The organism is Streptomyces cyaneofuscatus, from assembly GCF_042718795.1.
In the GTDB taxonomy this organism is placed as follows: domain Bacteria; phylum Actinomycetota; class Actinomycetes; order Streptomycetales; family Streptomycetaceae; genus Streptomyces; species Streptomyces cyaneofuscatus_A.
Window position 1 is genome coordinate 80155 of the sequence record NZ_JBHXOX010000013.1, and the last position, 23308, is coordinate 103462.

Annotated in this window: 22 protein-coding genes and 1 tRNA gene; 10 read left to right on the top strand and 13 right to left on the bottom strand. The window is 73.0% G+C overall.

Annotated elements, in window-relative coordinates; all coding sequences use genetic code 11:
• Positions 1 to 72: 72 nt before the first annotated feature.
• Positions 73 to 306: a hypothetical protein gene (locus tag ACFWRT_RS16790; protein WP_380951269.1), complete on the bottom strand. Its 234-nt coding sequence runs from the start codon at positions 304 to 306 to the stop codon at positions 73 to 75.
• Between the two features lie 151 nt (positions 307 to 457).
• On the opposite strand from ACFWRT_RS16790, the gene ACFWRT_RS16795 reads away from it, so the two are divergent.
• Entirely contained in the window at positions 458 to 955 is a 498-nt protein-coding gene (locus ACFWRT_RS16795; RefSeq protein WP_018511041.1) for a hypothetical protein, read from the top strand.
• 38 nt (positions 956 to 993) lie between these two features.
• Here ACFWRT_RS16795 and ACFWRT_RS16800 read toward each other — a convergent pair whose 3' ends face one another.
• On the bottom strand, positions 994 to 1731 hold the full coding sequence (locus ACFWRT_RS16800) for a pentapeptide repeat-containing protein (protein WP_380951268.1): 738 nt from the start codon (positions 1729 to 1731) through the stop codon (positions 994 to 996).
• Positions 1732 to 1857: 126 nt separating this feature from the next.
• On the opposite strand from ACFWRT_RS16800, the gene ACFWRT_RS16805 reads away from it, so the two are divergent.
• The gene (locus ACFWRT_RS16805; RefSeq protein ID WP_380951267.1) at positions 1858 to 3075 is read left to right on the top strand and encodes an NAD(P)-binding protein; all 1218 of its coding nucleotides are present in this window, start codon (positions 1858 to 1860) and stop codon (positions 3073 to 3075) included.
• Between the two features lie 55 nt (positions 3076 to 3130).
• Complete coding sequence (locus tag ACFWRT_RS16810; RefSeq protein WP_380951266.1) at positions 3131 to 4132, top strand: zinc-binding dehydrogenase; 1002 nt, start codon at positions 3131 to 3133, stop codon at positions 4130 to 4132.
• Positions 4133 to 4150: 18 nt separating this feature from the next.
• Here ACFWRT_RS16810 and ACFWRT_RS16815 read toward each other — a convergent pair whose 3' ends face one another.
• Entirely contained in the window at positions 4151 to 5158 is a 1008-nt protein-coding gene (locus ACFWRT_RS16815) for an aminoglycoside phosphotransferase family protein (protein ID WP_463288371.1), read from the bottom strand.
• Positions 5159 to 5192: 34 nt separating this feature from the next.
• Here ACFWRT_RS16815 and ACFWRT_RS16820 point away from each other — a divergent pair, with 34 nt between their 5' ends.
• Together ACFWRT_RS16820 and ACFWRT_RS16825 are read left to right on the top strand one after the other, a co-directional pair.
• Complete coding sequence (locus tag ACFWRT_RS16820) at positions 5193 to 5897, top strand: rhomboid-like protein (RefSeq protein WP_380951264.1); 705 nt, start codon at positions 5193 to 5195, stop codon at positions 5895 to 5897.
• A gap of 80 nt (positions 5898 to 5977) precedes the next feature.
• On the top strand, positions 5978 to 7378 hold the full coding sequence (locus ACFWRT_RS16825) for an NAD(P)/FAD-dependent oxidoreductase (RefSeq protein ID WP_380951263.1): 1401 nt from the start codon (positions 5978 to 5980) through the stop codon (positions 7376 to 7378).
• A gap of 7 nt (positions 7379 to 7385) precedes the next feature.
• Here the strand turns inward: ACFWRT_RS16825 and ACFWRT_RS16830 are convergent, their stop codons facing one another.
• Both ACFWRT_RS16830 and ACFWRT_RS16835 read right to left on the bottom strand, forming a co-directional pair.
• On the bottom strand, positions 7386 to 7976 hold the full coding sequence (locus tag ACFWRT_RS16830) for a class E sortase (protein ID WP_380951293.1): 591 nt from the start codon (positions 7974 to 7976) through the stop codon (positions 7386 to 7388).
• A 102-nt stretch (positions 7977 to 8078) separates the two neighbouring features.
• A complete protein-coding gene (locus ACFWRT_RS16835; protein WP_018511051.1) occupies positions 8079 to 8525 on the bottom strand; it encodes a MarR family winged helix-turn-helix transcriptional regulator in 447 nt (148 codons plus the stop codon).
• Between the two features lie 123 nt (positions 8526 to 8648).
• On the opposite strand from ACFWRT_RS16835, the gene ACFWRT_RS16840 reads away from it, so the two are divergent.
• Both ACFWRT_RS16840 and ACFWRT_RS16845 read left to right on the top strand, forming a co-directional pair.
• Positions 8649 to 10145, top strand: a complete 1497-nt coding sequence (locus tag ACFWRT_RS16840) for an MFS transporter (protein ID WP_380951262.1) — start codon at positions 8649 to 8651, stop codon at positions 10143 to 10145.
• A gap of 127 nt (positions 10146 to 10272) precedes the next feature.
• Positions 10273 to 10599, top strand: a complete 327-nt coding sequence (locus ACFWRT_RS16845; RefSeq protein ID WP_380951261.1) for a hypothetical protein — start codon at positions 10273 to 10275, stop codon at positions 10597 to 10599.
• A gap of 71 nt (positions 10600 to 10670) precedes the next feature.
• On the opposite strand, the gene ACFWRT_RS16850 is transcribed toward ACFWRT_RS16845, so the two are convergent.
• Positions 10671 to 10744 (bottom strand) — tRNA-Thr (locus ACFWRT_RS16850).
• A 177-nt stretch (positions 10745 to 10921) separates the two neighbouring features.
• On the opposite strand from ACFWRT_RS16850, the gene ACFWRT_RS16855 reads away from it, so the two are divergent.
• The 3 genes from ACFWRT_RS16855 (at position 10922) to ACFWRT_RS16865 (ending at position 13504) form a co-directional block, all read left to right on the top strand.
• A complete protein-coding gene (locus ACFWRT_RS16855) occupies positions 10922 to 12058 on the top strand; it encodes an ABC transporter ATP-binding protein (RefSeq protein WP_030566780.1) in 1137 nt (378 codons plus the stop codon).
• A gap of 224 nt (positions 12059 to 12282) precedes the next feature.
• Positions 12283 to 12696: a hypothetical protein gene (locus ACFWRT_RS16860; protein ID WP_380951260.1), complete on the top strand. Its 414-nt coding sequence runs from the start codon at positions 12283 to 12285 to the stop codon at positions 12694 to 12696.
• 88 nt (positions 12697 to 12784) lie between these two features.
• A complete protein-coding gene (locus tag ACFWRT_RS16865) occupies positions 12785 to 13504 on the top strand; it encodes a nucleotidyltransferase family protein (protein WP_380951259.1) in 720 nt (239 codons plus the stop codon).
• Positions 13505 to 13575: 71 nt separating this feature from the next.
• Here ACFWRT_RS16865 and ACFWRT_RS16870 read toward each other — a convergent pair whose 3' ends face one another.
• From ACFWRT_RS16870 to ACFWRT_RS16900, 7 genes are all read right to left on the bottom strand, one after another.
• Positions 13576 to 15240 carry a DoxX family membrane protein gene (locus ACFWRT_RS16870; RefSeq protein ID WP_380951258.1) on the bottom strand — a complete coding sequence of 555 codons (1665 nt, stop codon included), beginning with the start codon at positions 15238 to 15240 and terminating at the stop codon, positions 13576 to 13578.
• 187 nt (positions 15241 to 15427) lie between these two features.
• Positions 15428 to 16384 (bottom strand): 23S rRNA (guanosine(2251)-2'-O)-methyltransferase RlmB, encoded by a 957-nt coding sequence (rlmB, locus tag ACFWRT_RS16875; protein WP_380951257.1) that lies wholly within the window; start codon positions 16382 to 16384, stop codon positions 15428 to 15430.
• 111 nt (positions 16385 to 16495) lie between these two features.
• Positions 16496 to 17896, bottom strand: a complete 1401-nt coding sequence (gene cysS / locus ACFWRT_RS16880) for a cysteine--tRNA ligase (RefSeq protein ID WP_380951256.1) — start codon at positions 17894 to 17896, stop codon at positions 16496 to 16498.
• Between the two features lie 182 nt (positions 17897 to 18078).
• Positions 18079 to 18483 carry a PPOX class F420-dependent oxidoreductase gene (locus tag ACFWRT_RS16885; protein ID WP_380951255.1) on the bottom strand — a complete coding sequence of 135 codons (405 nt, stop codon included), beginning with the start codon at positions 18481 to 18483 and terminating at the stop codon, positions 18079 to 18081.
• A gap of 161 nt (positions 18484 to 18644) precedes the next feature.
• Complete coding sequence (locus ACFWRT_RS16890) at positions 18645 to 19901, bottom strand: MFS transporter (RefSeq protein ID WP_380951292.1); 1257 nt, start codon at positions 19899 to 19901, stop codon at positions 18645 to 18647.
• 29 nt (positions 19902 to 19930) lie between these two features.
• The gene (locus tag ACFWRT_RS16895) at positions 19931 to 21652 is read right to left on the bottom strand and encodes an ABC transporter permease subunit (protein WP_380951254.1); all 1722 of its coding nucleotides are present in this window, start codon (positions 21650 to 21652) and stop codon (positions 19931 to 19933) included.
• Between the two features lie 112 nt (positions 21653 to 21764).
• Positions 21765 to 23306 (bottom strand): ABC transporter substrate-binding protein, encoded by a 1542-nt coding sequence (locus tag ACFWRT_RS16900; RefSeq protein ID WP_380951253.1) that lies wholly within the window; start codon positions 23304 to 23306, stop codon positions 21765 to 21767.
• Positions 23307 to 23308 lie beyond the last annotated feature (2 nt).

Genomic DNA, 23308 nt, shown 5'->3' on the forward strand with positions numbered 1-23308 from the left:
GCGCACACGAAGGCAAGACCCCGCGCGGGCCCGGCGGTCAGCGCACCCCGGCCCGGCCCGCGCGCCTCGCGGTCAGTCCTCCCCCAGAACCGCGTCGGCGGTGGAGGCGGTGATGGCCCGCCCGAACCACACATCGAGCACATCGAGGTCCTTGCAGCCGGTGATCCGCTGCCGCACCTCATCCGGCACCTCGACACCGCGCACCGCGAGAATCCGGAGGATGTCCTCGCGGCGGCCTTCCGCACGCCCCTCGTCGCGGAAGGATTCGGCGACGAAGCCGCGGAAGTGACTGAGACCAGTGCCCATCAGGTTCCTCCAGAGCTCACGGGCCGAGGTCGTTCCCAGGCCCGCTTCGGTGAGGTGAAACTAGAGGCGTCTGGCATATGCGTGGGGCATAACAAACTCCGTTCACCCGATCGTGTCAGTCCGGCCCGACCCGGCATGACACCATCGATCCGTGCTCGACATCGGCTACTCCCTCTCCCGCCGCTTCCCCGACCCCCCGCAGACCGACTACCGCCGCGCGGACGTCCGCGCGCTCCGGCACGATCTGTTCTCCGGGGACGTCTACCTCGCGGACACCAAGGCGGACCGCGAGGTGTCCACAGCCTGGGGATGGGTGCCGGTGCTCGACTTCGCGTGGGCGCTGTGCGACATCGTCGAGCAGATCGACCAGGACCCCCGCGGCAACCGCTCGCACCGGCGGCAGTACGCGGAGCTGGACTTCACCGAGTCCTCGGACGTCATGATCTTCGAGCGGCGGTTCGGCTGGGTCGACGTCGAGGCGGACTGGATGCCCGGTGACGAGCCCCCGCTCACCTTCGGCCATTCGCTCCTGCGCCGCGAGGCCCGGGACTTCCTGCACGACCTGATCGCCGACCTGTCCGACCTGCACGACGGGCTCGCCGACAACCCGGTGATCTGGGACCTCCAGGCCCGCTTCCCCCGTATCTGACCGCCTCCGACCACCTCCGAACGCGCCCCCCGGACGCGTCACCCCTCCACCCGCACCCCGATCTGCGCCGCGAACGCCGGAGCCAGCTCCAGCAGCTGCGCCGGGCTGATCACCGCGCCCGCCAGCCGCTCCACCCCCCGCGCGATGTCCAGCTCGGCGACCGTCCGCAGATCCACCGACTCCATCCGCACCGCGCTGAAGTCGGCCCGCTTCAGCACACAGTCCCGGAACTCCACCCGCACCAGGTGCGCGTCCCCGAAATCGGGCTCGGAGAGCACGCAGCCCTCGAAGACCACGTCCTTCAGCCGGGCCTTGCGCAGATTCAGGTAGTCGATCTTCCCACCGCGCACCACCACCCGCTCCAGCACCGCCCCGTGCAGCTGCACCCCGCCCAGCCGCGCGTCCACCACCTCCACGTCCCGCAGCGACGCCTCCGCGAGGTCGGTGCCCACGCCCCGTACGCCGGTCAGCACCGAGTCCATGAAGCGGGCCCGCGTCAGCTCCGTACGGTCCAGGGCGCAGCCGTCCAGCGCGCAGTCCATGAACCGCGCGCCCGGCCCCGACGCGTCCGCCAGGTCCGTCCCGTCGAACCGCACCCCGTCGTAGTCGCCGTCCGGCTCCAGGCCCTCGCCGTCGTACGGAACGAGCGGCGGGAGCCGCACGTCCGGGCGGCGCGCCGCCGCGACGGTGTCCTTCTTGCTCCTGGTCGGCCTGGTCGGCCTGGTCGGGTTGGTCGAACCGGTTGACCGGGTCGTCCTGCTCGCGCTCGATGCCATGCCCCCATCGTGACGCACCCCACTGACAACGCCCCCGGTCCCCTGTCAGGCCACCCCATGTCACGCGCCGCCGTCCCCGATCCGTCACATCCCCAAAGAGGCGAAAGAGGCGAAGGAGTTTCAGCCATGGAGCACATCCAGAGCGACACCCGCACCCCCGTCCACGTCATCGGCGGCGGCCTCGCCGGGCTCACCGCCGCGATCACCGCGGCCGAATCCGGCGCCCGGGTCACCCTGTACGAGAGCCACCGGACGCTCGGCGGCCGGGCCAGGACCGCCGACGGGCCCTACCGCACCAACGAGGGCCCGCACGCCCTCTACCACCGCGGGCCGCTCTGCACCTGGCTGGCCAGGCGCGATCTGCTCGGCCCGGTCGCCTCCGTACCGCCCCTCGAAGGCCTCCGCTTCCGCTTCCGGCGGGCCGGGGCCCTGCGCGCGCTGCCGCCCGTCGCCCTGCTGCGGCTCTCCCGCCGCAACCCCCGAACGGCCCCGGTCGACGCCGCCTTCCGCGACTGGGCCGCCGGCCAGGTCGGGGACGAGGGCGCCCGGGCCGCCGCGCACTTCGTCGCCGCCGCGCTCTTCCACCACGACCCCGGCGCGCTCTCGGCCCGGTTCGTCCAGGAGCGCCTGCGCCGTCTCACCTCGCTCCCGCCCGAGGCCCGCTACCCGGTCGGCGGCTGGGCGCGGCTCGTCGAGCGGATGGCCGGCCACGCCCGCGGCCTCGGGGTCACCGTCGAGACGGGCGCCCGCGTCGACCCCCGTACGCTCGGCGAGCTGGCCCGTACCGGACCGGTCGCCGTCGCCACCTCGCTCGACGCCGCCCGCGTCCTCCTCGACGACGCGTCGCTCACCTGGGAGAGCGGCCGGACCGTCCTGGTGGACCTGGCCGTACGGAACCGGCGCGGCGACCCGTTCATCGTGTCGGACCTGGACGCGCCGGGCTGGGTCGAACGGTTCACCGCCCAGGACCCCGGGCTGGCCCCGGCCGGGGAACAACTGCTCCAGGGCCAGTTCCCGATCGGGCCGGGCGTGGGCAAGGCCGAGGGCGCCGCCCGTGCCGAGGAACTCCTCGACCTCGGCTTCCCCGGCCGGCGCGAGCGCACCACCTGGCGCTCCGAGGCCCTCGCCGACGGCCGCACCGGGGCCGTCGACCACCCCGGCACCACCTGGCGGGACCGGCCCGCGATCGTCCGGGGCGACGGGATCTTCCTCGCGGGCGACCAGGTCGCCGCGCCGGGACTCCTCAGCGAGGTCTCCTTCACCAGCGGCCTCGAAGCCGGACTGCTCGCCGTGCGGGACGCCGGCCGGCGCTCCGGCTCAGGGGTTGACCTCAACCAAACCTGAGGTACGAGGCTGAGGGCACAGCCCGCCCCGCCCGACCGCCCCGAGGGAGCCCGCCATGCACGCCGTCCGCCTCCACGCCTTCGGCCCCGCCGAGAACCTCACGTACGAGAAGACCGAGGACCCCGTACCCGGCCCCGGCCAGGTCCGTATCGCCGTCGAAGCGGCCGGCGTACACCTTCTGGACACCGCCCTGCGCGAGGGGCAGACCGGCCCCTACCCCACCCGCGCCGAACTGCCCACCGTCCCCGGCCGCGAAGTCGCCGGGACCGTCGAGTCCGTGGGCGAGGGCACCGACCCCGGCTGGCTCGGCAAGCGCGTCGTCGCCCACATCGGCACGGCGCCGGGCGGGTACGCCGAACTCACCGTCACCGAGGCCGACAAGCTCCACGAGATCCCCGGCGAGCTGGCTGCGGCCGAGGCCGTCGCCATGATCGGCACCGGCCGCACCACCCTCGGCATCCTCGGCTTCACCGACCTCGGCCCCGACTCCGTGGCCGTCGTCACCGCGGCGGCGGGCGGGATCGGCACCCTCCTCGTCCAGTTCGCGAAGCACGCCGGGGCCACCGTGATCGCCCTGGCCGGCGGCCCCGCCAAGGTCGCCCGGGCCGAGGCGAACGGCGCCGACCTCGCCCTCGACTACACCCTCCCCGACTGGCCCGACCGCGCCCGCGCCTTCCTCGACGCGAACGGCCTGTGGGCCACCGTGGTCTACGACTCCGTCGGCGGGACCACCGCCCGCGACGCCGTGAGCCTCCTCGGCCGGGGCGGGCAGCACATCGTCTACGGCTGGTCCGGCGAGGGCCTCCAGGACGGGAAGCCCCTCACCTTCACCCCCGAGGAGCTGGACCGACGCGCCATCACCTCCACCTCCGTCCTCGGGCCCCGGATGATCGAGCGGGGCGGCGGCCTGCGCGCCCTGGAGACCCGCGCCCTCACCGAGGCGGCCACCGGGCGGCTGCGCCCCGCCGTCCAGCGCTACCCGCTCGCCGAAGCGGCCGCCGCCCACCGCGCCCTGGAGACGCGCGGCACGATCGGCAAGGTGGTGCTGGAGCCGTGACGCCGTACGCCGCCGGCCTCACCCCACCCCCAGCAGCCGCCGCCCCAACAACCGCCGCGCGATCTCCGCATGGTCCGGGGCCAGTTCACGCTTCCCGCCTGCGACCGCCCACACCGCGTTCTGGAGCACCCGCCCCAGCGTCCAGGCCCGCGCCCGCCCCCGGTCCCGCTCCAGGCCCAGCGCCTCCGTCAACGCGTCGAACCGCCACACCACCTCCCCGGCGTCGAACAGGTTGTCCAGCGCCGGGAACAGCTCGAACCCCGGGTCCCCCGCCAGCGGCTTGGGGTCGAGCGCCACCCACTCCCCCGCACGCCCCGCGTCCGCCCGCCCCGCCAGGATGTTGTCGTAGTGCAGGTCCCAGTGGAGCAACCGGTCCCCCGGCTCCCCCGCCACCTCCCGCACCGCCGCCACGCAGTCCGCGAGCAGCCGCCGTTCCTGCTCGTCGACCAGCCGCTCCACCACCCCCGGAGCCGCCGCCAGCATCCGCTCCACCGCATCGCCCAGCGTCCGCAGCCCCTCCGGCGCGGGCACCGCCGCCAGCCGGGCCAGCACCCCGCCGAGCACCGTCACCGCCCGCCGGGCGTCGGCCACGTCCCCCTCCAGACGGCTCCCACCAGGAACCCCACCGGCACCACCACCCCCAGCATCACCGCCGCCCCCAACCATCCCCGACAACGGCCGCCGCTCGTCCAGCCGTTCCAGCAGCAGCGCCCCGGTCCCCGGGTCATGGCCGAGCACCCCCACCGCCCCGGCCCCCGCCGCACCCCACGCCCGCAGCGCCACCGGCTCGCCCACCGTCTCCTCGTCCACCAACTGGAGCTTCAGCGCGGCGGGCACCCCGTCCGCCTCCCGCACCACCGGCAGGACCAGCGCGCACATGCCGTACATCGCGGCCCCGTCCCGCCGCAGCCCCCACTCCTCCAGGAACCGGCCGGCGAGGCCGGGCAGCGCGGCGACGAAGGCCCGCCCGGCCGCCCCGTTGTATGCGTACTGAGTGGCGATCAGCTCGTCCGGGATGTCAATCACGCCCTGGATCCTAGGGGCGTGCGTCAATCGGACCATGCCCCGAAATCGGCCGGGCCCCACCGCCAACGGCAACGGCAGCACACGCACCACCGACCACCACCGCACCCGGCCCCGCGCCGTACGCCACTGGATCGCCACCGCCCCCGGGACGTACATCTGGCTGACGGTCCTCTTCGTCACCACCGTCGTCCTGCACCGGATGTCCCCCGCCTTCGAGGACGCGTTCCTGCGCGACCGCTCCACCAACCTCCACGAGCTCTCGCAGAACCCCGTCCGCGTCCTGATCTCCAGCGCCTTCTGGATCGACGGCGGCCGCTGGCTCCCGTACGCCGTCCTGTTCACCGTCTTCCACGCCACCGCCGAACACTGGCTCGGCACCCTGCGCTGGCTCGCCGTCGCCGCCGCCGCGCACGTCGTGGCCACGCTGGTCAGCGAAGGGGTCCTCGCCTGGGCCATCCGGCAGGACCACGCCCCGCAGTCCGCCACCGACGCCCGGGACATCGGCGTGAGTTACGCCCTGGCCGGGGTGATCGCCGTCCTCAGCTACCGCGTGCCGCGCCCCTGGCCGTACGTCTACGCCTTCACCGTCCTCGTCTTCTACGGCATCCCCCTGCTCGCCGACGGCCGCACCTTCACCGACGTGGGCCACTTCACCGCCGTCCTGACCGGCCTGGCCTGCTACCCCCTCACCCGCACCCGCCGGAAGACACAGAAGACGAAACACCCCGCCGCGCAGTAACGTCCCGCCACACATACGCTCGGCCTCAGCAGAGAGCCGACCGACGCAGCGGCACACCGGACAGGGACCCCAGGGGCATCATGAGCACCGTCAGTACCGTCAACGGCGGCATATCGTTCTGGTACGCGCAGGAGGGCACACCGGCCCCCCGCGAACCCCTCCCCGGCGACGCGAGCGCCGACGTCTGCATCGTCGGCGGCGGCTACACCGGACTCTGGACGGCGTACTACCTGAAGAAGGCCGTCCCCTTCCTCAACATCACCGTGCTGGAGGCCAAGTTCTGCGGTTACGGGGCCTCCGGCCGTAACGGCGGCTGGCTGTACAACGGCATCGCGGGGCGCGAGCGGTACGCGAAGCTGCACGGCCACGACGCCGCCGTACGGCTCCAGAAGGCGATGAACGAGACGGTCGGCGAGGTCGTCCGGATCGCCGCCGAGGAGAAGATCGAGGCCGACATCCACCAGGGCGGCGTCCTGGAGGTCGCCCACACCCCGGCGCAGCTCGCCCGCCTCAAGGACTTCCACAGCGTCGAGATCGCCTTCGGGGAGACCGACCGGGTCCTGCGCGGCGCCCGCGAGACCGCCGAGCGCGTCCGTGTCACCGGAGCCGTCGGCTCCACCTGGACCCCGCACGGCGCCCGGCTGCACCCCGCCAAGCTGGTCAAGGGGCTCGCGGACACCGTGGAGGCGCTCGGCGTCACGATCCACGAGTCGACCCCGGTCACCGAGATCAAGCCGAAGCACGCCGTCACCCCGTACGGCACGGTCCGCGCGCCCTACATCCTGCGCTGCACCGAGGGCTTCACGGCCGGCCTCAAGGGGCTCAGGCGGACCTGGCTCCCGATGAACTCCTCCATGATCGCCACCGAACCGCTCCCCGCCCGCATCTGGGACACCATCGGCTGGGCGGGCCGCGAGACCCTCGGCGACATGGCCCACGCCTACCTCTACGCCCAGCGCACCGCCGACGACCGCATCGCCATCGGCGGCCGCGGCTACCCCTACCGCTACGGCTCCGCCACCGACAACGACGGCCGCACCCAGCCCGCCACCATCGCCGCCCTGCGCGACCTGCTGGTCCGCCTCTTCCCCACCACGGCGGGCGTCCGCATCGACCACGCCTGGTCCGGCGTCCTCGGTGTCCCGCGCGACTGGTGCGCCACCGTCACGCTGGACCGCTCCACCGGGCTCGGCTGGGCGGGCGGGTACGTCGGCTCCGGCGTCGCCACCGCCAACCTCGCCGCCCGCACCCTGCGCGACCTCATCCAGCAGGACTCCGGCCAGGCGGGCCCCACCGACCTGACCACGCTCCCCTGGGTCAACCACAAGGTCCGCCGCTGGGAACCGGAACCCCTCCGCTGGCTCGGCGTCCACGGCCTGTACGCCGCCTACCGAGGCGCCGACCGCCGCGAGAGCACCTCACCGCGCCCCGGCACCGACCCGGTCGCGAAGGCGGCGGACCGCATCTCGGGCCGCCACTGAGACCGGGCTACGGCACAGGGCTCTCGGCCACCAGCACGCCCACCTTGTCGATCCGGTGCTCGGGATTGCCGAGACCGTCCCGCCAGAAGTTCCCGGCCGCGTCGTCCTCGGGCGTCGCACAGGTGGAGATCGTGATCATGGCCCGGGACGGCTCCTCACCGGGCTTGCCCGGCACCTCGGCCCGCTGCTCGGCGAGGAGACGCTCACTGCGGAAGGAGGTCTGCCGGGTCGCGGTGATCTCGTACGTGTACCGGGTGCCGTCCTCCACCACGTACACGGGATCGCCCTTGCCGAGATCCGGCAGCTCCCGCAGCACCCCTCCGGCGCTCAGCCGGTGCGCGGTGACGAGGTAGTTGCCGACATCTCCCGGCCCGACCCCGCCCTCCTCCCCGTACGGGCTGGAGGCCACGCCCCGGTCCTGGATCCGGCTGCCGGGGACGTCGTCGGTGGTCCCCTCGTACGGCACGACGTCCAGGTCCGCGACGCCGATGGCGGGGATCGCGAGGACGGCGGTCTCGGTGCGGGGTTCGGTGCGGTCGGCAGGGGCGGCGGAGACGAAGCCGGTGGTCAGCAGGGCGGCGGCACCGGCACAGGTCACCACCCTGGGCAGCGTACGAAGACGACGGTGGCGGCGGCTCATGGGCATCCATCCCCATCCATCCCTGTCCGGGCTCGGTACCTCCAGTACACCAGGACGGGCTCAGTCGCGCGGCCAGGGCCGTCCGTCGAGACGCTCGATGGAGAGGTTCAGCCGGCTGAGCGAGGCGGCGAGCTGCTCGGCCTCCTCGGGCGTCCAGTCGGCCATGACCTTCGCCAGACCTGCCACGTTCCGCTCGCGGTCGCTGTCGAGCCGGCGGGCACCCTCGTCGGTGATGGCGAACTTGCGGGCGATGCCGCCGTCGGGGTCCGGGATGCGCTCGACGACCCCGGCGCGGAGCATCGCGGCAGTCTGCCGGTTGAGGGTGGAGGCGTCCAGACCGAAGGCCTCGCTGAGCTGGCTGATGGACATGGGGCCCTCCACCTCGATCCGGCTGAGCAGGATGTAGGCGCTGCGGTCGAGCCGCCACTCCACACGCGGGGTGAGCAGGTGCATGTACCGGCCGAGCAGCATGGTCTCGCGTTCGATCCGGTCGAGGGGCATGTCCACGCGTACAGGTATATCACGATGGATATGTGCCATACATAAGATGTGCATGATGCATATTCCCTGTATCTTGCATAGCCGAACAGCCCGACCGAGATACGGGAAGGCTGAGAACGGAGACACCCCGTGGAGAGTCCACCGCCCGCAACAGCCTCCCCGGGGGCACCCACCGCCCGCCCCGGAGGCATCGTCGGGATCCTGGCCTTCGCCGGCATCGTGGCGGCGCTCACGCAGACCCTGGTGGTGCCGCTGATCGCCCAGTTGCCGACCCTGTTCGACACCTCCGCGTCCAACGCCTCCTGGGTCATCACCGCCACCCTGCTGGCCGCCGCGGTCTCCACGCCCGTCGCCGGACGGCTCGGCGACCTGTACGGCAAGCGGCGGATGCTGCTCGTCTCCCTCGTACCGCTGATCCTCGGTTCGGTGGTCTGCGCCCTGTCCTCCGCCGTGATCCCGATGATCGCCGGACGTGCCCTCCAGGGCCTCGGCATGGGTGTGGTGCCGCTCGGCATCAGCCTGCTGCGGGACGTCGTCCCGGCGGAGAAGCTCGGCCCGTCCATCGCGATCATGAGCGCGTCGATGGGCGTGGGCGGCGCGCTCGGCCTGCCGTTCGCCGCCGCGATCGCGGAGAACACCAGTTGGCGGGTGCTGTTCTGGGTCGTCGCCGTACTCGCCCTCGCGGTCGGCGCACTGATCACCGCCCTGGTCCCGGCCGACCGCCCCGCCGATCGTCCCGCCTCCGCGCGCGGCCGCTTCGACGTTCCCGGCGCCCTCGGCCTCGGCGCCGCCCTGATCGCCCTCCTGCTCGCCGTCTCCAAGGGCGCCGACTGGGGCTGGGGCAGCGCCACCACGCTCACCCTCTTCGCCGCCGCACTCGTCCTGCTGCCCGCCTGGGGCTGGTGGGAACTGCGCCTGAGCGACCCCCTGGTCGACCTGCGCGTGACCGCCCGCCCCCAGGTCCTGATGACGAACACCGCCTCGGTCCTGGTCGGCTTCGCGATGTACGCCCAGTCCCTCGTCGTGCCCCAACTGCTCCAGCTCCCCGAGGCGACGGGCTACGGCCTCGGCCGGTCGATGCTGGCGATGGGCCTGTGGATGGCCCCGGCCGGGCTGATGATGATGGCGATGTCCCCGGTCGGCGCCAAACTCTCCGCCGCCAAGGGCCCCAAGGTCACCCTGGCCGTCGGCAGCCTCCTCATCGCCGCCGGCTACGGCCTGTCCGTACCGCTCATCGGCTCCGGCTCCCCGTGGAGCCTGCTGATCGTCACCCTCGTCTGCAACTCGGGCGTCGGCTTCGCGTACGGGGCGATGCCCGCGCTCATCATGAGCGCGGTGCCGCAGTCCGAGACCGCCTCCGCCAACAGCTTCAACGCCCTGATGCGCTCGATCGGCACGTCGTTCGCGGCGGCCGTCATCGGCGTCGTCCTGGCCCGCATGACGACCGACTTCGGCGGCTTCCCGCTGCCCTCGCAGGACGGCTTCCGGGTCGCGATGCTGATCGGCTGCGGAGTCGGCCTGGCGGCGGCGGTCGTCGCCGCGCTCATCCCCGTACGGACGGCGAAGGCCCCGCTCGACCAGCCCGCACCTTCCACCTCACCGGAACGAGCGCATCAGGGAGCCTGAGCAGAAGAGTTCGCAGAATCCACGGAGAGCGGCCGCACGACACGGGCGAGAACCAGCCCCAGCCGACCCCCACCCTGTAGGCAGTCGGAACCAGCCACGGCCACCCCACCCACTCCCGGAGCCCCGCATGGAACCGAAAGACGCCACCTCGATCCCGGCCACCTGCAGCCACACCCACCTCTTCCCGGGCGCCCGCTGCCACCTCGAGGGCCTCCCTGCCCCCACCGCCTTCGCAACGTCCCCGCACCCGATCGACATCTACCTGCGCTTCCCCGACGGAGCGGCCACGGACGTGGAACTTCACACAACGGACCCGGCAGGCCCGACCCTCAAGGTCCCGGCATACACGACCGGCGCGGGCACAGCCATCGACGCCCACACCTGGACCATCCGCGACATCACCGCGAAGGGCGCCGAGGTAGAGCTGACGATCGGCGCCAAGAACGCGACCTGACCCATCGAGCACAGCACGGCAACCAACAGGAAAGCCCAGGTCGGACAACATCTGACCTGGGCTTCCCACCGGGCCCCCTGTCGGATTCGAACCGACGACCTACGCATTACAAGTGCGTTGCTCTGGCCAGCTGAGCTAAGGAGGCGTGCCGGAGCAGTGTAACCAACCGCGCACCCGGCCCGTCCCCGATTTCCCTGTGCCCCGGGCTACTGACAGATCGGGAAACGCCAGGTAGCGTCACGGCAGGTCCGCTCAAGTGGACCAGACCACTCCCTACTCGGATCGTCCGGCACGTTCCTGCCGGTGGAGGAGAAGATTCAGCATGGCCAGTGTCACGTTCGACAAGGCGTCCCGCGTCTACCCCGGCTCCACGAAGCCGGCGGTGGACCAGCTCGAGATCGACATCGCGGACGGTGAGTTCCTCGTCCTCGTCGGTCCTTCCGGTTGTGGCAAGTCGACCTCCCTGCGCATGCTCGCGGGTCTTGAGGACGTCAACGGCGGTGCCATCCGCATCGGTGACCGCGATGTCACGCACCTGCCGCCCAAGGACCGGGACATCGCCATGGTGTTCCAGAACTACGCGCTCTACCCGCACATGTCCGTCGCGGACAACATGGGCTTCGCGCTGAAGATCGCCGGCGTGAACAAGACCGACATCCGGGCGAAGGTCGAAGAGGCCGCCAAGATGCTGGACCTCACCGACTACCTGGACCGCAAGCCGAAGGCGCTCTCCGGTGGTCAGCGGCAGCGTGTGGCGATGGGTCGCGCCATCGTCCGTGAGCCGCAGGTCTTCCTCATGGACGAGCCGCTGTCGAACCTCGACGCCAAGCTCCGTGTCTCCACGCGTACGCAGATCGCCTCGCTGCAGCGCCGCCTCGGCATCACCACCGTGTACGTCACCCACGACCAGGTCGAGGCGCTCACCATGGGCGACCGGGTCGCGGTGCTGAAGGACGGGCTGCTGCAGCAGGTCGACTCGCCGCGCAACATGTACGACCGGCCGGCCAACCTCTTCGTCGCCGGCTTCATCGGCTCGCCCGCGATGAACCTGGTCGAGGTCCCGATCACCGACGGTGGCGTGAAGTTCGGCAACAGCGTCGTGCCGGTGTCGCGCGAGGCGCTGAGCGCCGCCGCGGACCGCGGCGACACCACCGTCACGGTCGGCATCCGCCCCGAGCACTTCGACATCGTCGAGCACGGTGGCGCCGCCGCGAAGACCCTGACCAAGGACTCCTCGGACGCGCCGGCCGGTCTCGCGGTCTCCGTGAACGTCGTCGAGGAGCTCGGCGCCGACGGGTTCGTCTACGGTGCCGCGCAGGTCGGCGGGGAGCACAAGGACCTGGTCGTCCGCGTCGGCGGCCGTGCCGTGCCGGAGAAGGGCACCGAGCTGCACGTCGTCCCGCGCCCGGACGAGCTGCACGTCTTCGCCACCTCGACCGGTGAGCGCCTCACCAACTGACCCCGTCAGGCCTCTCGGCCCCGCCTCCCCTTCCCCGGGGACGCGGGGCCGTTTGCGTGCTCGGGGGCGGGTTGGGGTTTCGGTGGCGGGCGGCGTCAAATACCCCGGCACACAGGGCATTTCCCCCTGCTTCGTCAACCTGGCATTCGAAAGGACGCGTCGAACCATCCCCCGGAGGGGTGACGAAATGTCATCGCACCACCACCGACCGCTACGCTCGCTGCGTGACCCACACCGCTCGGCGCATCGGCCGATCCTTCGCCCTCGTCCTGCCCGTCGTCATGGTGCTCTCCGGGACCCTCGCGGTCACCAGCGTTCCGTGGGCGGGGACGGACAAAGACTCCACGCTGCTGGCCGCCTCCTCGGAGACCGTGTCCAAGCCCGCCAAGCCCCGTGCCGCCCAGGACATCCTGCGCGACAAGCTGCTCGTCGAGCTCCAGGAGAAAGACCCGGGCACCGCGCTCACGGGCCTCCAGCGGGCCGTCGAGCAGCGCCCCTCGCTGGCGCGGCACTGCATGTCGATCGCGCGGGCGCTCGGCAAGGCCGCGGTCGAGCAGTACGGCCCGGCGCGCGCGCAGCGCTTCTCCCGCCCCGTCTGCGACACCTCGTTCGCCTCGGGGGTCGCTCAGTTCAGCTGAGCCGCGTACACGTACACGAGCTGCCGTCGCCCGGCTGTCGTCGGGCAACGGCGGCTTTCCTCTGTCCGCACCGCATATCGTGCGTGCCATGCATACGTTTCCGACGCAGGCCGTGATCCTCGCCGGTGGCCAGGGGTCGCGGCTGCGGCCGTACACCGATGACCGCCCCAAGCCGATGGTCGAGATCCCGGGCACCGGGACCCCGATCATCGGCCATCAGCTGTCCTGGCTGGCCGCCGAGGGGGTGACCGACGCCGTGGTCTCCTGCGGCCATCTCGCCGAGGTGCTCCAGGAGTGGCTGGAGTCCGCCGTGCTGCCCCTGCGGGTCACCACCGTGGTGGAGAAGGAGCCGCTGGGCCGTGGCGGCGGGCTGAAGTACGCGGCGCAGCGGCTGCCCGATCCGGAGCAGCCCTGGTATGCCACCAACGGGGACATCTGGACGCGGTTCTCGTTGCGTGAGATGGCGGCCTTCCACGGCGAGCGTGACGCCACCGCCACGCTGGCTCTCGCGCGGCCCCGGATTCCGTGGGGTGCGGTGGAGACGGACGCGTTCGGGCACATCACGGACTTCATCGAGTCGCCGCCGTCGCCGTATCTGATCAACGCGGGCGTGTACGTGTTCTCCCCGGCCTTCACCGGGATGCTGCCGGACCAGGGCGACCATGAGCGGACGACGTTCCCGCGGCTGGCGCGGGAGCGCCGGCTGGCCGGGTATCCGCTGCCCCATGGGGCGTACTGGCGGGCGATCGACACGGCGAAGGACCTGACCGAGGCGGCGCGTGAGCTGGGCGCCCAGGGCGGCGGCTGACCCGTACGGACGGTAAGGAGAAGAGGGGCGGCCCCCATCCGGGCCGCCCCTCTTGCTGTGCGTCGCTGCGGTCAGCCGAGGAGGCCGCCGATGGGGTTGCGGCCGCCGCCGGTGGAGCCGCCGTTCGATGCGGGGGCTTCGCCGCCGCCGGTGGTGGCGGGCGGGGCCTCGGGTTCGGGGGCGCTGCCGCCGGAGGAGCCGTCCGAGCCGGTGGAGCCGGAGGAGGTGGGGCCGGCGCTGGTGGCGGCGGGGGGCTGCTGGGGGGTGGTCTGCTGCGGGGGTTCCTGGCCGGTGCCCTGGGTCTGGCTGGGCTGGGTGCCGGTGCCGGTGCCGGTTCCGGTGCCGGCGCTCTCGCCGCCGCCGGAGTCGCTGGTCGCGCCGGGGGTGGTGGCCTGGCCGCCGGTGGCGGGGGTGGTGGGGGCGCCGGAGCTGGTGGGCTCGGGGCTGCGCTCCTGCTCCTGGGGCGTACGGGAGGCCTGGCGTTCGCCGGTGGACTCCTGGGGGAGCGGCTGGCCGGGGAGCCGGTTGGTCGGGTAGTCGTTGCGGCCGGGGACGGTGACGACCTCGGCCGAGCGGACGGCGCCGCCGAGGATGGAGCCGATGAGCAGGGTGAGGCCGATGACGACGGAGGCGACGACCCCGCCGCGGCGCAGGACGCGGCGGCGCAGGTCCCAGATCTCGGAGCGGGGTCCGAGCGTGCGCCAGGCTTCCCCGGCGAGGCGTCCGTCGACGGAGTAGACGGGGGCGCCCGCGATGATCAGGGGGCTCCAGGCGGCCAGCAGGATGATGTCGGGGGCGTCGTACACGGCGACGGTGCGCCAGCTCACGGTCACCAGGAGGGCGGCGGAGAGCAGGGCGCCGACGGAGGCGGCGACGCGCTGCCAGAGGCCGAGGACGGTGAGGACGCCGACGACGACCTGGAGGAAGGCGACGGTGAGTCCGGCGCCGACCGGGTGGGAGAGGGCGAAGTCGCGCAGGGGTTCGGCGAGCGCCCAGGGGTGCAGCGAGGTCAGCCACTTGACCATGGAGCCGCGTTCGCCGCCGTCGAAGTAGACGGGGTCGCAGAGCTTGCCCATGCCGGCGTAGATGGAGATGAAGCCGAGGAGGACCCGCATGGGGAACAGGACGACCCCGAGGTTCATCCGGTGGCCGGGGTAGTAGGCGTGCCGGACGGGGTCGTTGCCGTGGCGCCGGGCGCGGGCCTCGGAGGTCTCGTCCTCGTCGCGGTCGTCGCCGGTGCCGGGGGGGTCCTGGTCGAGGTCGACGGAGTCGTACGCGCCGACGGCTCGGCGCATGGGCGGCAGGAGGGGGCCGGTGCGGCCGGGCTGGTGCGGGGTGGTCAGTACGGGGTTGGGCTGGGTCTCCTCCAGGAGCGGGATGACCTGGGTCGCGCCCGCCGCGTGGCTGTCCGCGGCCCCGGCGGTGAGCGCGGTGTCGAGGTGGCCCGCGGTGGAGTTGCGTACGGCCTGGAGGAGGCCGGTGGCGCCGGGGTCGCCCGGGGCCGATCTGCCGCTCCAGACGACCGGTGCGCGCCTGCGGCCGCCGCCTCCGGCACCGCTCATGGCGGGGATGCGGGCCGTGTCCGCGAGACCGCGCAGCCGTGCGCGCTGACCCGGGGCGAGCTGCACCCGGAAGCTGGCGTGGTTGACGATGACCTGCGCGGGGTCGCTGTCCACCTTGGTCATGCTCAGGGCGGGTTGCTCGTCGAACCGAGGCGTTCTGGTGTCCACACTCATCTAACCGAGTGATGGGTGGATAGGACACTGCCTTGACGGGCCCGATGTGTCCGAGACCCGTCAAGATCCGGCCAAACTCGGGCATCCTGGAACCCTGTTCGGCGTTCGCGCGTCAACTCGGTGAGCGGGCGAGCCCGTTGCCGAGGTGGACACCGCGCGAACGCCGTACGGGCGGCCGGTACGGCGGCTATGCGCGGCGGCGCGCCACCTCGTAGAGCACGATGCCCGCCGCGACCCCGGCGTTGAGCGATTCGGCGCCGCCGGGCATGGAGATCCGGACGCGGTAGTCGCAGGTCTCGCCGACGAGGCGGCCGAGACCCTTGCCCTCGCTGCCGATGACGATGACGACCGGACCGGCCAGCTCCTGGAGGTCCTCGACCGTGTGCTCGCCGTCGGCGGCGAGGCCGACGACCGTGAGGCCCGCCTTCTGGTAGCCCTCCAGGGCGCGGGTCAGGTTGGTGACCCGGGAGACCGGGGTGCGCGCCGCCGTACCGGCCGAGGACTTCCACGCCCCGGCGGTCATGCCGGCCGCGCGGCGCTCGGGGACGACCACGCCGTGGCCGCCGAACGCGGAGACGGAGCGGACGATCGCGCCGAGGTTACGGGGGTCGGTGACGCCGTCGAGGGCGACGATCAGCGGGTCCTCGTTGTTGTCGTACGCGGCGGCGGTGAGGTCCTCCGGGTGCGCGTACTCGTACGGCGGGACCTGGAGGACGAGACCCTGGTGGTTCAGGCCGTTCGTCATCCGGTCCAGCTCGGGGCGCGGGGCCTCCATCAGGTTGATGTTGCCGCGCTCGCCCGCGAGCTTGAGGGCGTCGCGGACGCGCTCGTCGTTGTCGATGTACTGCTGGACGTAGAGGGTGGTGGCGGGGACGCCGTCGCGCAGGGCCTCGTAGACGGGATTGCGGCCCACGACCATCTCGGAGGTGCCCTTCACACCGCCGCGCCGGGGCGCGGGGCGGCGGGCGGCGGCCTGCTTGGCCTGGGCTCCGGCGATCCGGTTCTTCTTGTGTCCCTTGCGGGCGGAGGCGGGCGGCGTGGGTCCCTTGCCTTCGAGACCACGGCGTCGCTGACCACCGCTGCCGACCTGCATGCCCTTCTTGTTGGACGTGCGGCGGTTCCTGCGCTGGCTGTTCCCGGCCATGACCTACCTGTTCCTGTAAATCTGCGATCTGCATGCGTATGCGGATCGTGTACGTCTCAGTGTGCCGCCCGGATCGCCGGGCGGCACCATTGCCCTGTTCAGAGGGTGCGCTCAGCGCGGTCCGAGTGTCCACCGGGGACCGTTGGCACTGTCCTCGATGACGAGTCCCGACTGGTTGAGCTGGTCGCGGATGGCGTCGGCGGCCGCCCAGTCCTTGCGCTCACGGGCCGACTGCCGCTGGTCGAGGACCAGGCGTACGAGGGTGTCGACGACGCCGTGGAGGTCCTCGCCCCGGTCGCCCTCGCCCGCCCAGTGCTCGTCCAGCGGGTCGAGTCCGAGGACGCCGAGCATGGCCCGGACCTCGGCGAGGCGGGCGACGGCGGCTTCCTTGTCGTCGGCGGCGAGCGCGCTGTTGCCCTGGCGGACCGTGGTGTGGACGATCGCGAGGGCCTGCGGCACGCCCAGGTCCTCGTCCATCGCCTCGGCGAAGGCGGGCGGCACCTCGGCGGCGGGGGCGACGGTCTCCCCGGCCTTCTCGGTGACGCGCTGGACGAAGCCCTCGATCCGCGCGAACGCGGACTCGGCCTCGCGAAGGGACTCCTCGCTGTACTCGATCATCGACCGGTAGTGCGGGGTGCCCAGGTAGTAGCGCAGGACGATGGGGCGCCAGTGCTTGACCATCTCGCTGACGAGGACGGAGTTGCCGAGGGACTTCGACATCTTCTCGCCGGCCATGGTGACCCAGGCGTTGTGCACCCAGTAGTTGGCGAACGCGTCGCCGTACGCCTTGGCCTGGGCGATCTCGTTCTCGTGGTGCGGGAAGATCAGGTCGAGCCCGCCGCCGTGGATGTCGAACGCGGAGCCCAGGTACTTGTGGGCCATCGCGGAGCACTCCAGGTGCCAGCCGGGCCGGCCGCGACCCCAGGGGGTCTCCCAGCTCGGCTCGCCTTCCTTGGCCGCCTTCCACATGGCGAAGTCCCGCTGGTCGCGCTTGCCGGTCTCGCCCTCGCCGGAGGGCTGGCGCAGGTCGCCCAGCTCCTGGTTGGAGAGGGAGAGGTAGCCGGGGAGGGAGCGGACGTCGAAGTAGACGTTGCCGTCGGCCTCGTAGGCGTGGCCGCGCTCGATCAGGCCGCGCATCATCTCGATCATCTCGGTGATGTGGCCGGTGGCACGGGGCTCGTAGGTGGGCGGCAGGCAGCCCAGCGCGTCGTAGCCGTCGTTGAACGCGCGCTCGTTCTCGTAACCGATCGACCACCAGGGGCGGCCCTGTTCGGCGGACTTCTTGATGATCTTGTCGTCGATGTCGGTCACGTTCCGGATGAACGTCACGTCGTAGCCGCGGTAGGTGAACCAGCGGCGCATGATGTCGAAGTTCAGCCCGGAACGGATGTGCCCGATGTGCGGTGCGGCCTGGACGGTAGCGCCGCAGAGGTAGATCGAGACACAGCCCGCGGTGAGCGGGACGAAGTCACGGATCTGCCGGGCGCTGGTGTCGTGCAGGCGAATAGTCACGCCTCAAGGGTAGTAGGCCGACACCAGTGCCCCGCGACCCTTGGGCGATCGCGGGGGCAACTTTCTGATACCGGCTGGTCGAGGAGGCCCCGCCGAGGGCACTAGGGGGCTCTGTGGGGCCCTCGGAAGGGCTCTCGGGGGGCTCTCCTGTGGCTCTGGCGAGCTCCGGGGAGCCGGGCTTCTCAGATGCTGCCGACGACCTTGCGCGGCGTGATCCGGACCACGACCCGGGGGTCGTCCTGGCCGGCGTTCGGGTTGAACTCCCCGTACGGCTTGCCGGTGTACTTCACGGACAGCTCGTCGATCAGCTCCTGGCCGCCCTCCGTGGTCAGCTCCGCCTGGCCCCGGATCTCGGCGTAGGAGTAGGGGTTGTCGGCCGGCTGGACGACGACGGTGACGCGCGGGTCGCGGCGGAGGTTCGTCTCCTTGCGGCGGCCGACCGTGGTGGAGATCAGGACGTCGTCGCCGTCGCGCTTCACCCACACCGGGGAGACCTGCGGGCTGCCGTCCGGCTGGATGGTGGCGATGTTGACGAAGACCGGGGTGTCGAGAAGGTTCTTGAGCTCGGTGGAGAGTGCGGCGGTCATGACGTACGTCCTCCTGAGTGGCCGGGTGGTCCGGTGCCGGGGGCCCTGGACCCGGTGTCGGGTGCTCTTGATCCGGTGTCGGATGCTCTTGATCCGCTGTCGGGTGCCCTGCGGTCCTACCCCCCAACCTCGCGCGGCCTCTGTTACTTCCCGCGTGGCCCTTAGTTGTCGCCGTTTCCCGCCGGAAGGGTGAACGCGAGGGCGGCTCCGGCCAGCGGTACGGCGGCCAGCACCGCCCACAGGACCGGGGCGGGCGCGCCGAGGAGGGCCCCGGTTGCCGCGCTGCCGCCGAGGACCGCGAGGCCGGATACGGAGGAGAGCGCTCCGGTGGCCAGCCCGAGCCGCCGGTCGTCGACCAGGTCCGGCACGATGCCCCGGGCCGCGGGGACCAGCAGCATCTGGCCGAGGGTGAGCAGGACGACGAGGGCCGCGCCGGGCAGCAGGCCGCCGGGCCCGCCGGGGGTGAGCGGTACGGCGGCGAACCCGGCGGCGACGGTGGTGAGGCCGGTGACCAGGGCGGTGCGCGGGGTCATCCGGTGCGCGGACCGGCGGGTCAGCGGCAGTTGGAGGGTGACGACGAGCAGCGAGGAGAGCGCGAAGAGCCAGCCGAGCGCTGCCTGCGAGCCGGTGGCGCGCTCCACCTCGGCGGGGAGGGAGAGATAGAGCTGGTTGTAGGCGACGAGGTAGGTGCTGTACGCGAGGCAGAGGACGAGGAAGGGCCGGTTGGTGAAGACGGCTCGCCAGGAAGACCCTGGGGTGCTCTGGGCCGTACGGGTGATGGCGTCGTCCCGCGTCCGCTCCCGCCCCGGCATCAGGCGGGCGTGTCCCGCGAGGACGGCGACGAAGACGAGGGCCCCGGCGAGGCAGGCGGCCCGGAAGCCGCCGCCGAGCAGCAGGAGCAGCGAGCCCAGCAGCGGCCCGAGGAACGCCCCGGCCTGTCCGGCGGCGGAGAACAGGGCGAGCACCTGGGCGCGCGGGGTGCCGGTGGCCTGCTCGTGGCGGACGGCCTCGCGGGCGGTCTCGGACTCGACGGCGGGCGAGAACAGGGCGGCGGCGAAGCCGATGAGGAGGACGGCCGCGATGACGGTGGCAGTGGAACCGGCGTACGCGAGCCAGCCGAACCCGGCGATCCGCAGCGCGCACCCGGCCAGGACGACCGGGCGGGGGCCGTAGCGGTCGGTGAGGGCGCCGCCGACGACGAAGAGGCCCTGCTGGCTGAAGGTGCGCAGGCCGAGGACGAGCCCGATGAGCCAGCCCGCCATGTCCAGGCCGCTGCCGAGGTGGGCGGCGAGGTAGGGCAGGACGGCGAAGAAGCCGATGTTGAAGGCGAACTGGGTGGTGGTGAGGAGGCGGAGGTAGGGGGTGGTGGCGCTCGCGATACGGGGGCCTGGCACGCGGCGGCGGGTGCGGGTGCTCACCTCCGTCTGCGCCCGGCTCACGCGCGCGGTCACCTCGCGCCCGCCGGGGTGCGCCCGCGCGCGGCGGCCGAGGTGAGGACGGCCAGCGCGCCGAGGACGACGAGCGCGGCGGCGGGTGCGAGGACGGCCCAGGGGGCGCGTTCGGCGTACGGCATGTTCTCCGAGAGCATCCGGCCCCACTCCGGCGCGGGCGCCTGGGTGCCGAGCCCGAGGAAGCCGAGGGAGGCGAGGGCCAGCGCGACGGCCGGGATGCGGAGGAGGGCGTGGCGGGCGACGGGCGGGAGGACGCCGGGGAGCACGTGGTGGCGGAGCAGGCGGGTCCGGTGGGCGCCGAGGGCGACGGCGGCGGTGAGGTGGGGTGCGGCCTTCTCCTGGGCGTACAGGGCGGCGGTGTGCGCGGCGAGCGGGGCCCAGGCGACGGCGGCCACGGCGGCGGCCGCGCCCCAGGGGCCGGGTCCGGCGATGCCCGCGACGACGAGGCCGGTGAGGACGGCGGGGAGCGCGTTGGCGGTCTCGGTGAGCGCTCCGGCGCGTACGGCTCCGAGGGCGAGGCCGAGGAGGAGGGTGACGGCTCCGACGGCGACGGCTGCCAGGGCGGTCCTGGCGGCCCCGTGGCCGAGGCGGGCGAGGACGTCGCGGCCGAGGTGGTCGGTGCCGAAGGGGTGCGCGGCGGAGGGGCCGGCGAGGCGGGCGGCCGTGTCGACGTGGAGGGGGTCGCGCAGGAGCCCTGCGACGGTGACGGCGACGAGGAGGGTGCCGAGGAGGACGGCGGCGATCGTGAGCGCGCGGCGGCCGGGGAGCCGGGGCGCTACGAGGGTGGGCAGGGCGCGTTCGGTGAGGGCGAGGCCGAGGAGGGTGCGGGCGGCGAGGCGGGCGGCGAGCCCGGCCGCGATGCCGAGGAGCAGCAGCACGAGGACGCAGGCCTGGAGGACGGGCAGGTCCTGGGCGAGGGCGGCGGCGAGCGCGGTGCCCCCGAGCCCGGGGATGGCGAAGAGCGTCTCGACGGCCACCGCTCCCCCGGTCAGCCCGACCGCGACCAGCCCCACCTGGGGCAGCAGCCCCGGCAGCGTACGGCGCAGGGTGTGGGCGGCGATCCGGCGGCGCGGCAGGCCGTGCGCGGTGGCGGCGCGGGCCCAGGGTTCGGCGAAGGCGGCGGGCAGGGCGTCGTCCAGGAGGCGGCCGAGGAGGGCCCCGGCGGGGACGCCCATGGCGAGGGCGGGCAGCACGAGCTGGCCGGGCGCGCCCCAGCCGAGGGCCGGGAACCACCCCAGGTGCACGGCGAACACCGTCGCCAGCACGGCCGCGAGCAGGAACTCCGGCAGCGCGGCGAGCACCGCCGCGCCCACTCCGGCGCGCACCCGCACGATCCGGCGCGCGGCCCCGCGCCGGAGGGTCGGGGCGCTCAGCGCGAGGGCGAGGAGGAGGGCGACGGCCATCGAGACGCCCATCAGGGTCAGGGAGTTGCCGAGGGCGGCGACCACGTCGGGGGCGACGGGCAGCCCGGAGACCCAGGACTCCCCCAGGTCGCCCCGGAACAGCCCGCCGAGCCAGGAGCCGAGGACGTGCAGGGGCCCGCCGTCGAGTCCGGTCTCGGCACGGATGGCGTCGAGGGTCTCCGGGGTGGGCTCCCGGTCGGCGTACCGGGCGTGCAGGATCGTGCGGGCCGGGTCGGTGCGGGTGAGCCGGGGCAGCAGCCCGATCACCGCGACGACGGCGAGCAGGGTGGCCAGCCGCCCGGCGAGGTACTTCACGGGGACACCCGGGCGCACATCCCGGCGGACCTCTCGGTATCCGTCCCGGCGGACCTCTCGGTATCCGTCCCGGCGGACCTCTCGGCATCCGTCCCAGCGGTCGTCCGGTCGCTCATCCGACGTGCGTGTCGGCGGTGATCAGGGTGCGCTCCATCGGGTCGAGGGCGACGCCTTCGACGCGGGCGTCGTCGTACCCCTGGATGAACCGTTCGTGGACGAGCGGGACGAGGGCGTCAGCGCCGAGGATCGCGGCCTCGGCGGTCATCTCGGCGCGGTGGCGGGCGTCGGGGTCGGCGAGGGAGGCGGCCTTCGCGACGGCCGCGTCGACCGGCTTCGCGCACAACTGGCTGATGTTGAAGCTGCCGTCGCAGGTGAAGTCGGAGGCGAGGTAGGAGAGCGGGTCGGCGGTGTCGAGAAGGGTGTTGCGTGCCTGAAGGAAGGCGTCGAATTTCCCGCCGAGCGCGTCGGCCTCCATCTGCGCGTAGTCGCGGACGACCTGCTTCACCGTGAAGCCGCGCTTCTCCAACTGCTGCTGGACGACGGTGGCGGCCTCGGGGAGTTCGGGCCGGTTGGTGTACGTGGCGAGGACGATCTCCTTCGTCTGCGCGACCTCGGCCGGGGCGGCGGCCTTCGCCCGTCCGGTGGGGGCGGTGCGCAGCTCGGCGGCCCAGCGGACGCCGGGGCCCAGCAGCCCTTGTGCGGTGTCGGCGCGGCCCTCGTAGACGCCGGTGGCCAGGGCCTCGGAGTCGATGGCCTCGCGGGCGGCGGCGCGCATCGCCGGGTCGGCGAAGACGCCGCGTTCGGTGTTGAGGGAGAGGCCGCTGGTGCGGGCGGTGGGGAACTCGTGGACCAGGTTGTCACCGAGGAGGGCGGCCTGCGAGATCGGTACGTACTCCGCGATGTCGACGTCCTTGGTACGGAGCGCGTTGGCGCGGGCGGTGCCGTCGGCGACGAACTTCACGTCGATGCCCAGGGCCTTGGCCTTGGTGCCCCAGTAGGTGTCGTTGCGCTCCAGGGTGGCGCTGACCGCGCCGTTGACCTTGGCGAGGGTGAAGGGGCCGGTGGCGTGCCCGGCCGGGTCGGCCTTGCCGCTGCCCTTGCCGTCGTCCTTGTAGGCGGCGGCGGAGAGGACGGCGAGCGAGGGGTTGGCGAGCCGCTGGGGCAGCAGCGGGTCGGCGGCCTTCGTCGTGACCCGTACGGTGTCCGCTCCCTCGGCCGTCGCGGTGAGCGTGGTGTCGGAGAGCACCCGGGGCTTCGGGGAGGCCTTCTGGGCGGCGGTGAGCGAGCGGACGACGGCGGCGGCGTCGACCTGCGTACCGTCCTGGAACGCCGCCTTCCGCAGCGTGAACTCCCAGGCCAGGTCCCCGTCGCGCTTCCAGGCGGTGGCGAGGGCGGGCGTGGCGTCGCCGTTCTTGTCGAGGCCGGTCAGGCCCTCGACGACGGCGAGGCGGCTGAGGGTGACGGCGTCGTCCCCGTACGGCGACATGGCCTGGGCGGGCGGGAAGGCCATGGCGACCTTCAGCCGCTGGTCCCCGCCGGACGCGCCGGAGCCGCCTGCCCCGCCGGAGGAGCAGGCGGTGGCGGCGGGGACGAGGAGTGCGGCGGCGGCGAGCGGCAGGGCGACGCGGCGGTGGCGGGGGGAGGTGCTGGGCATGC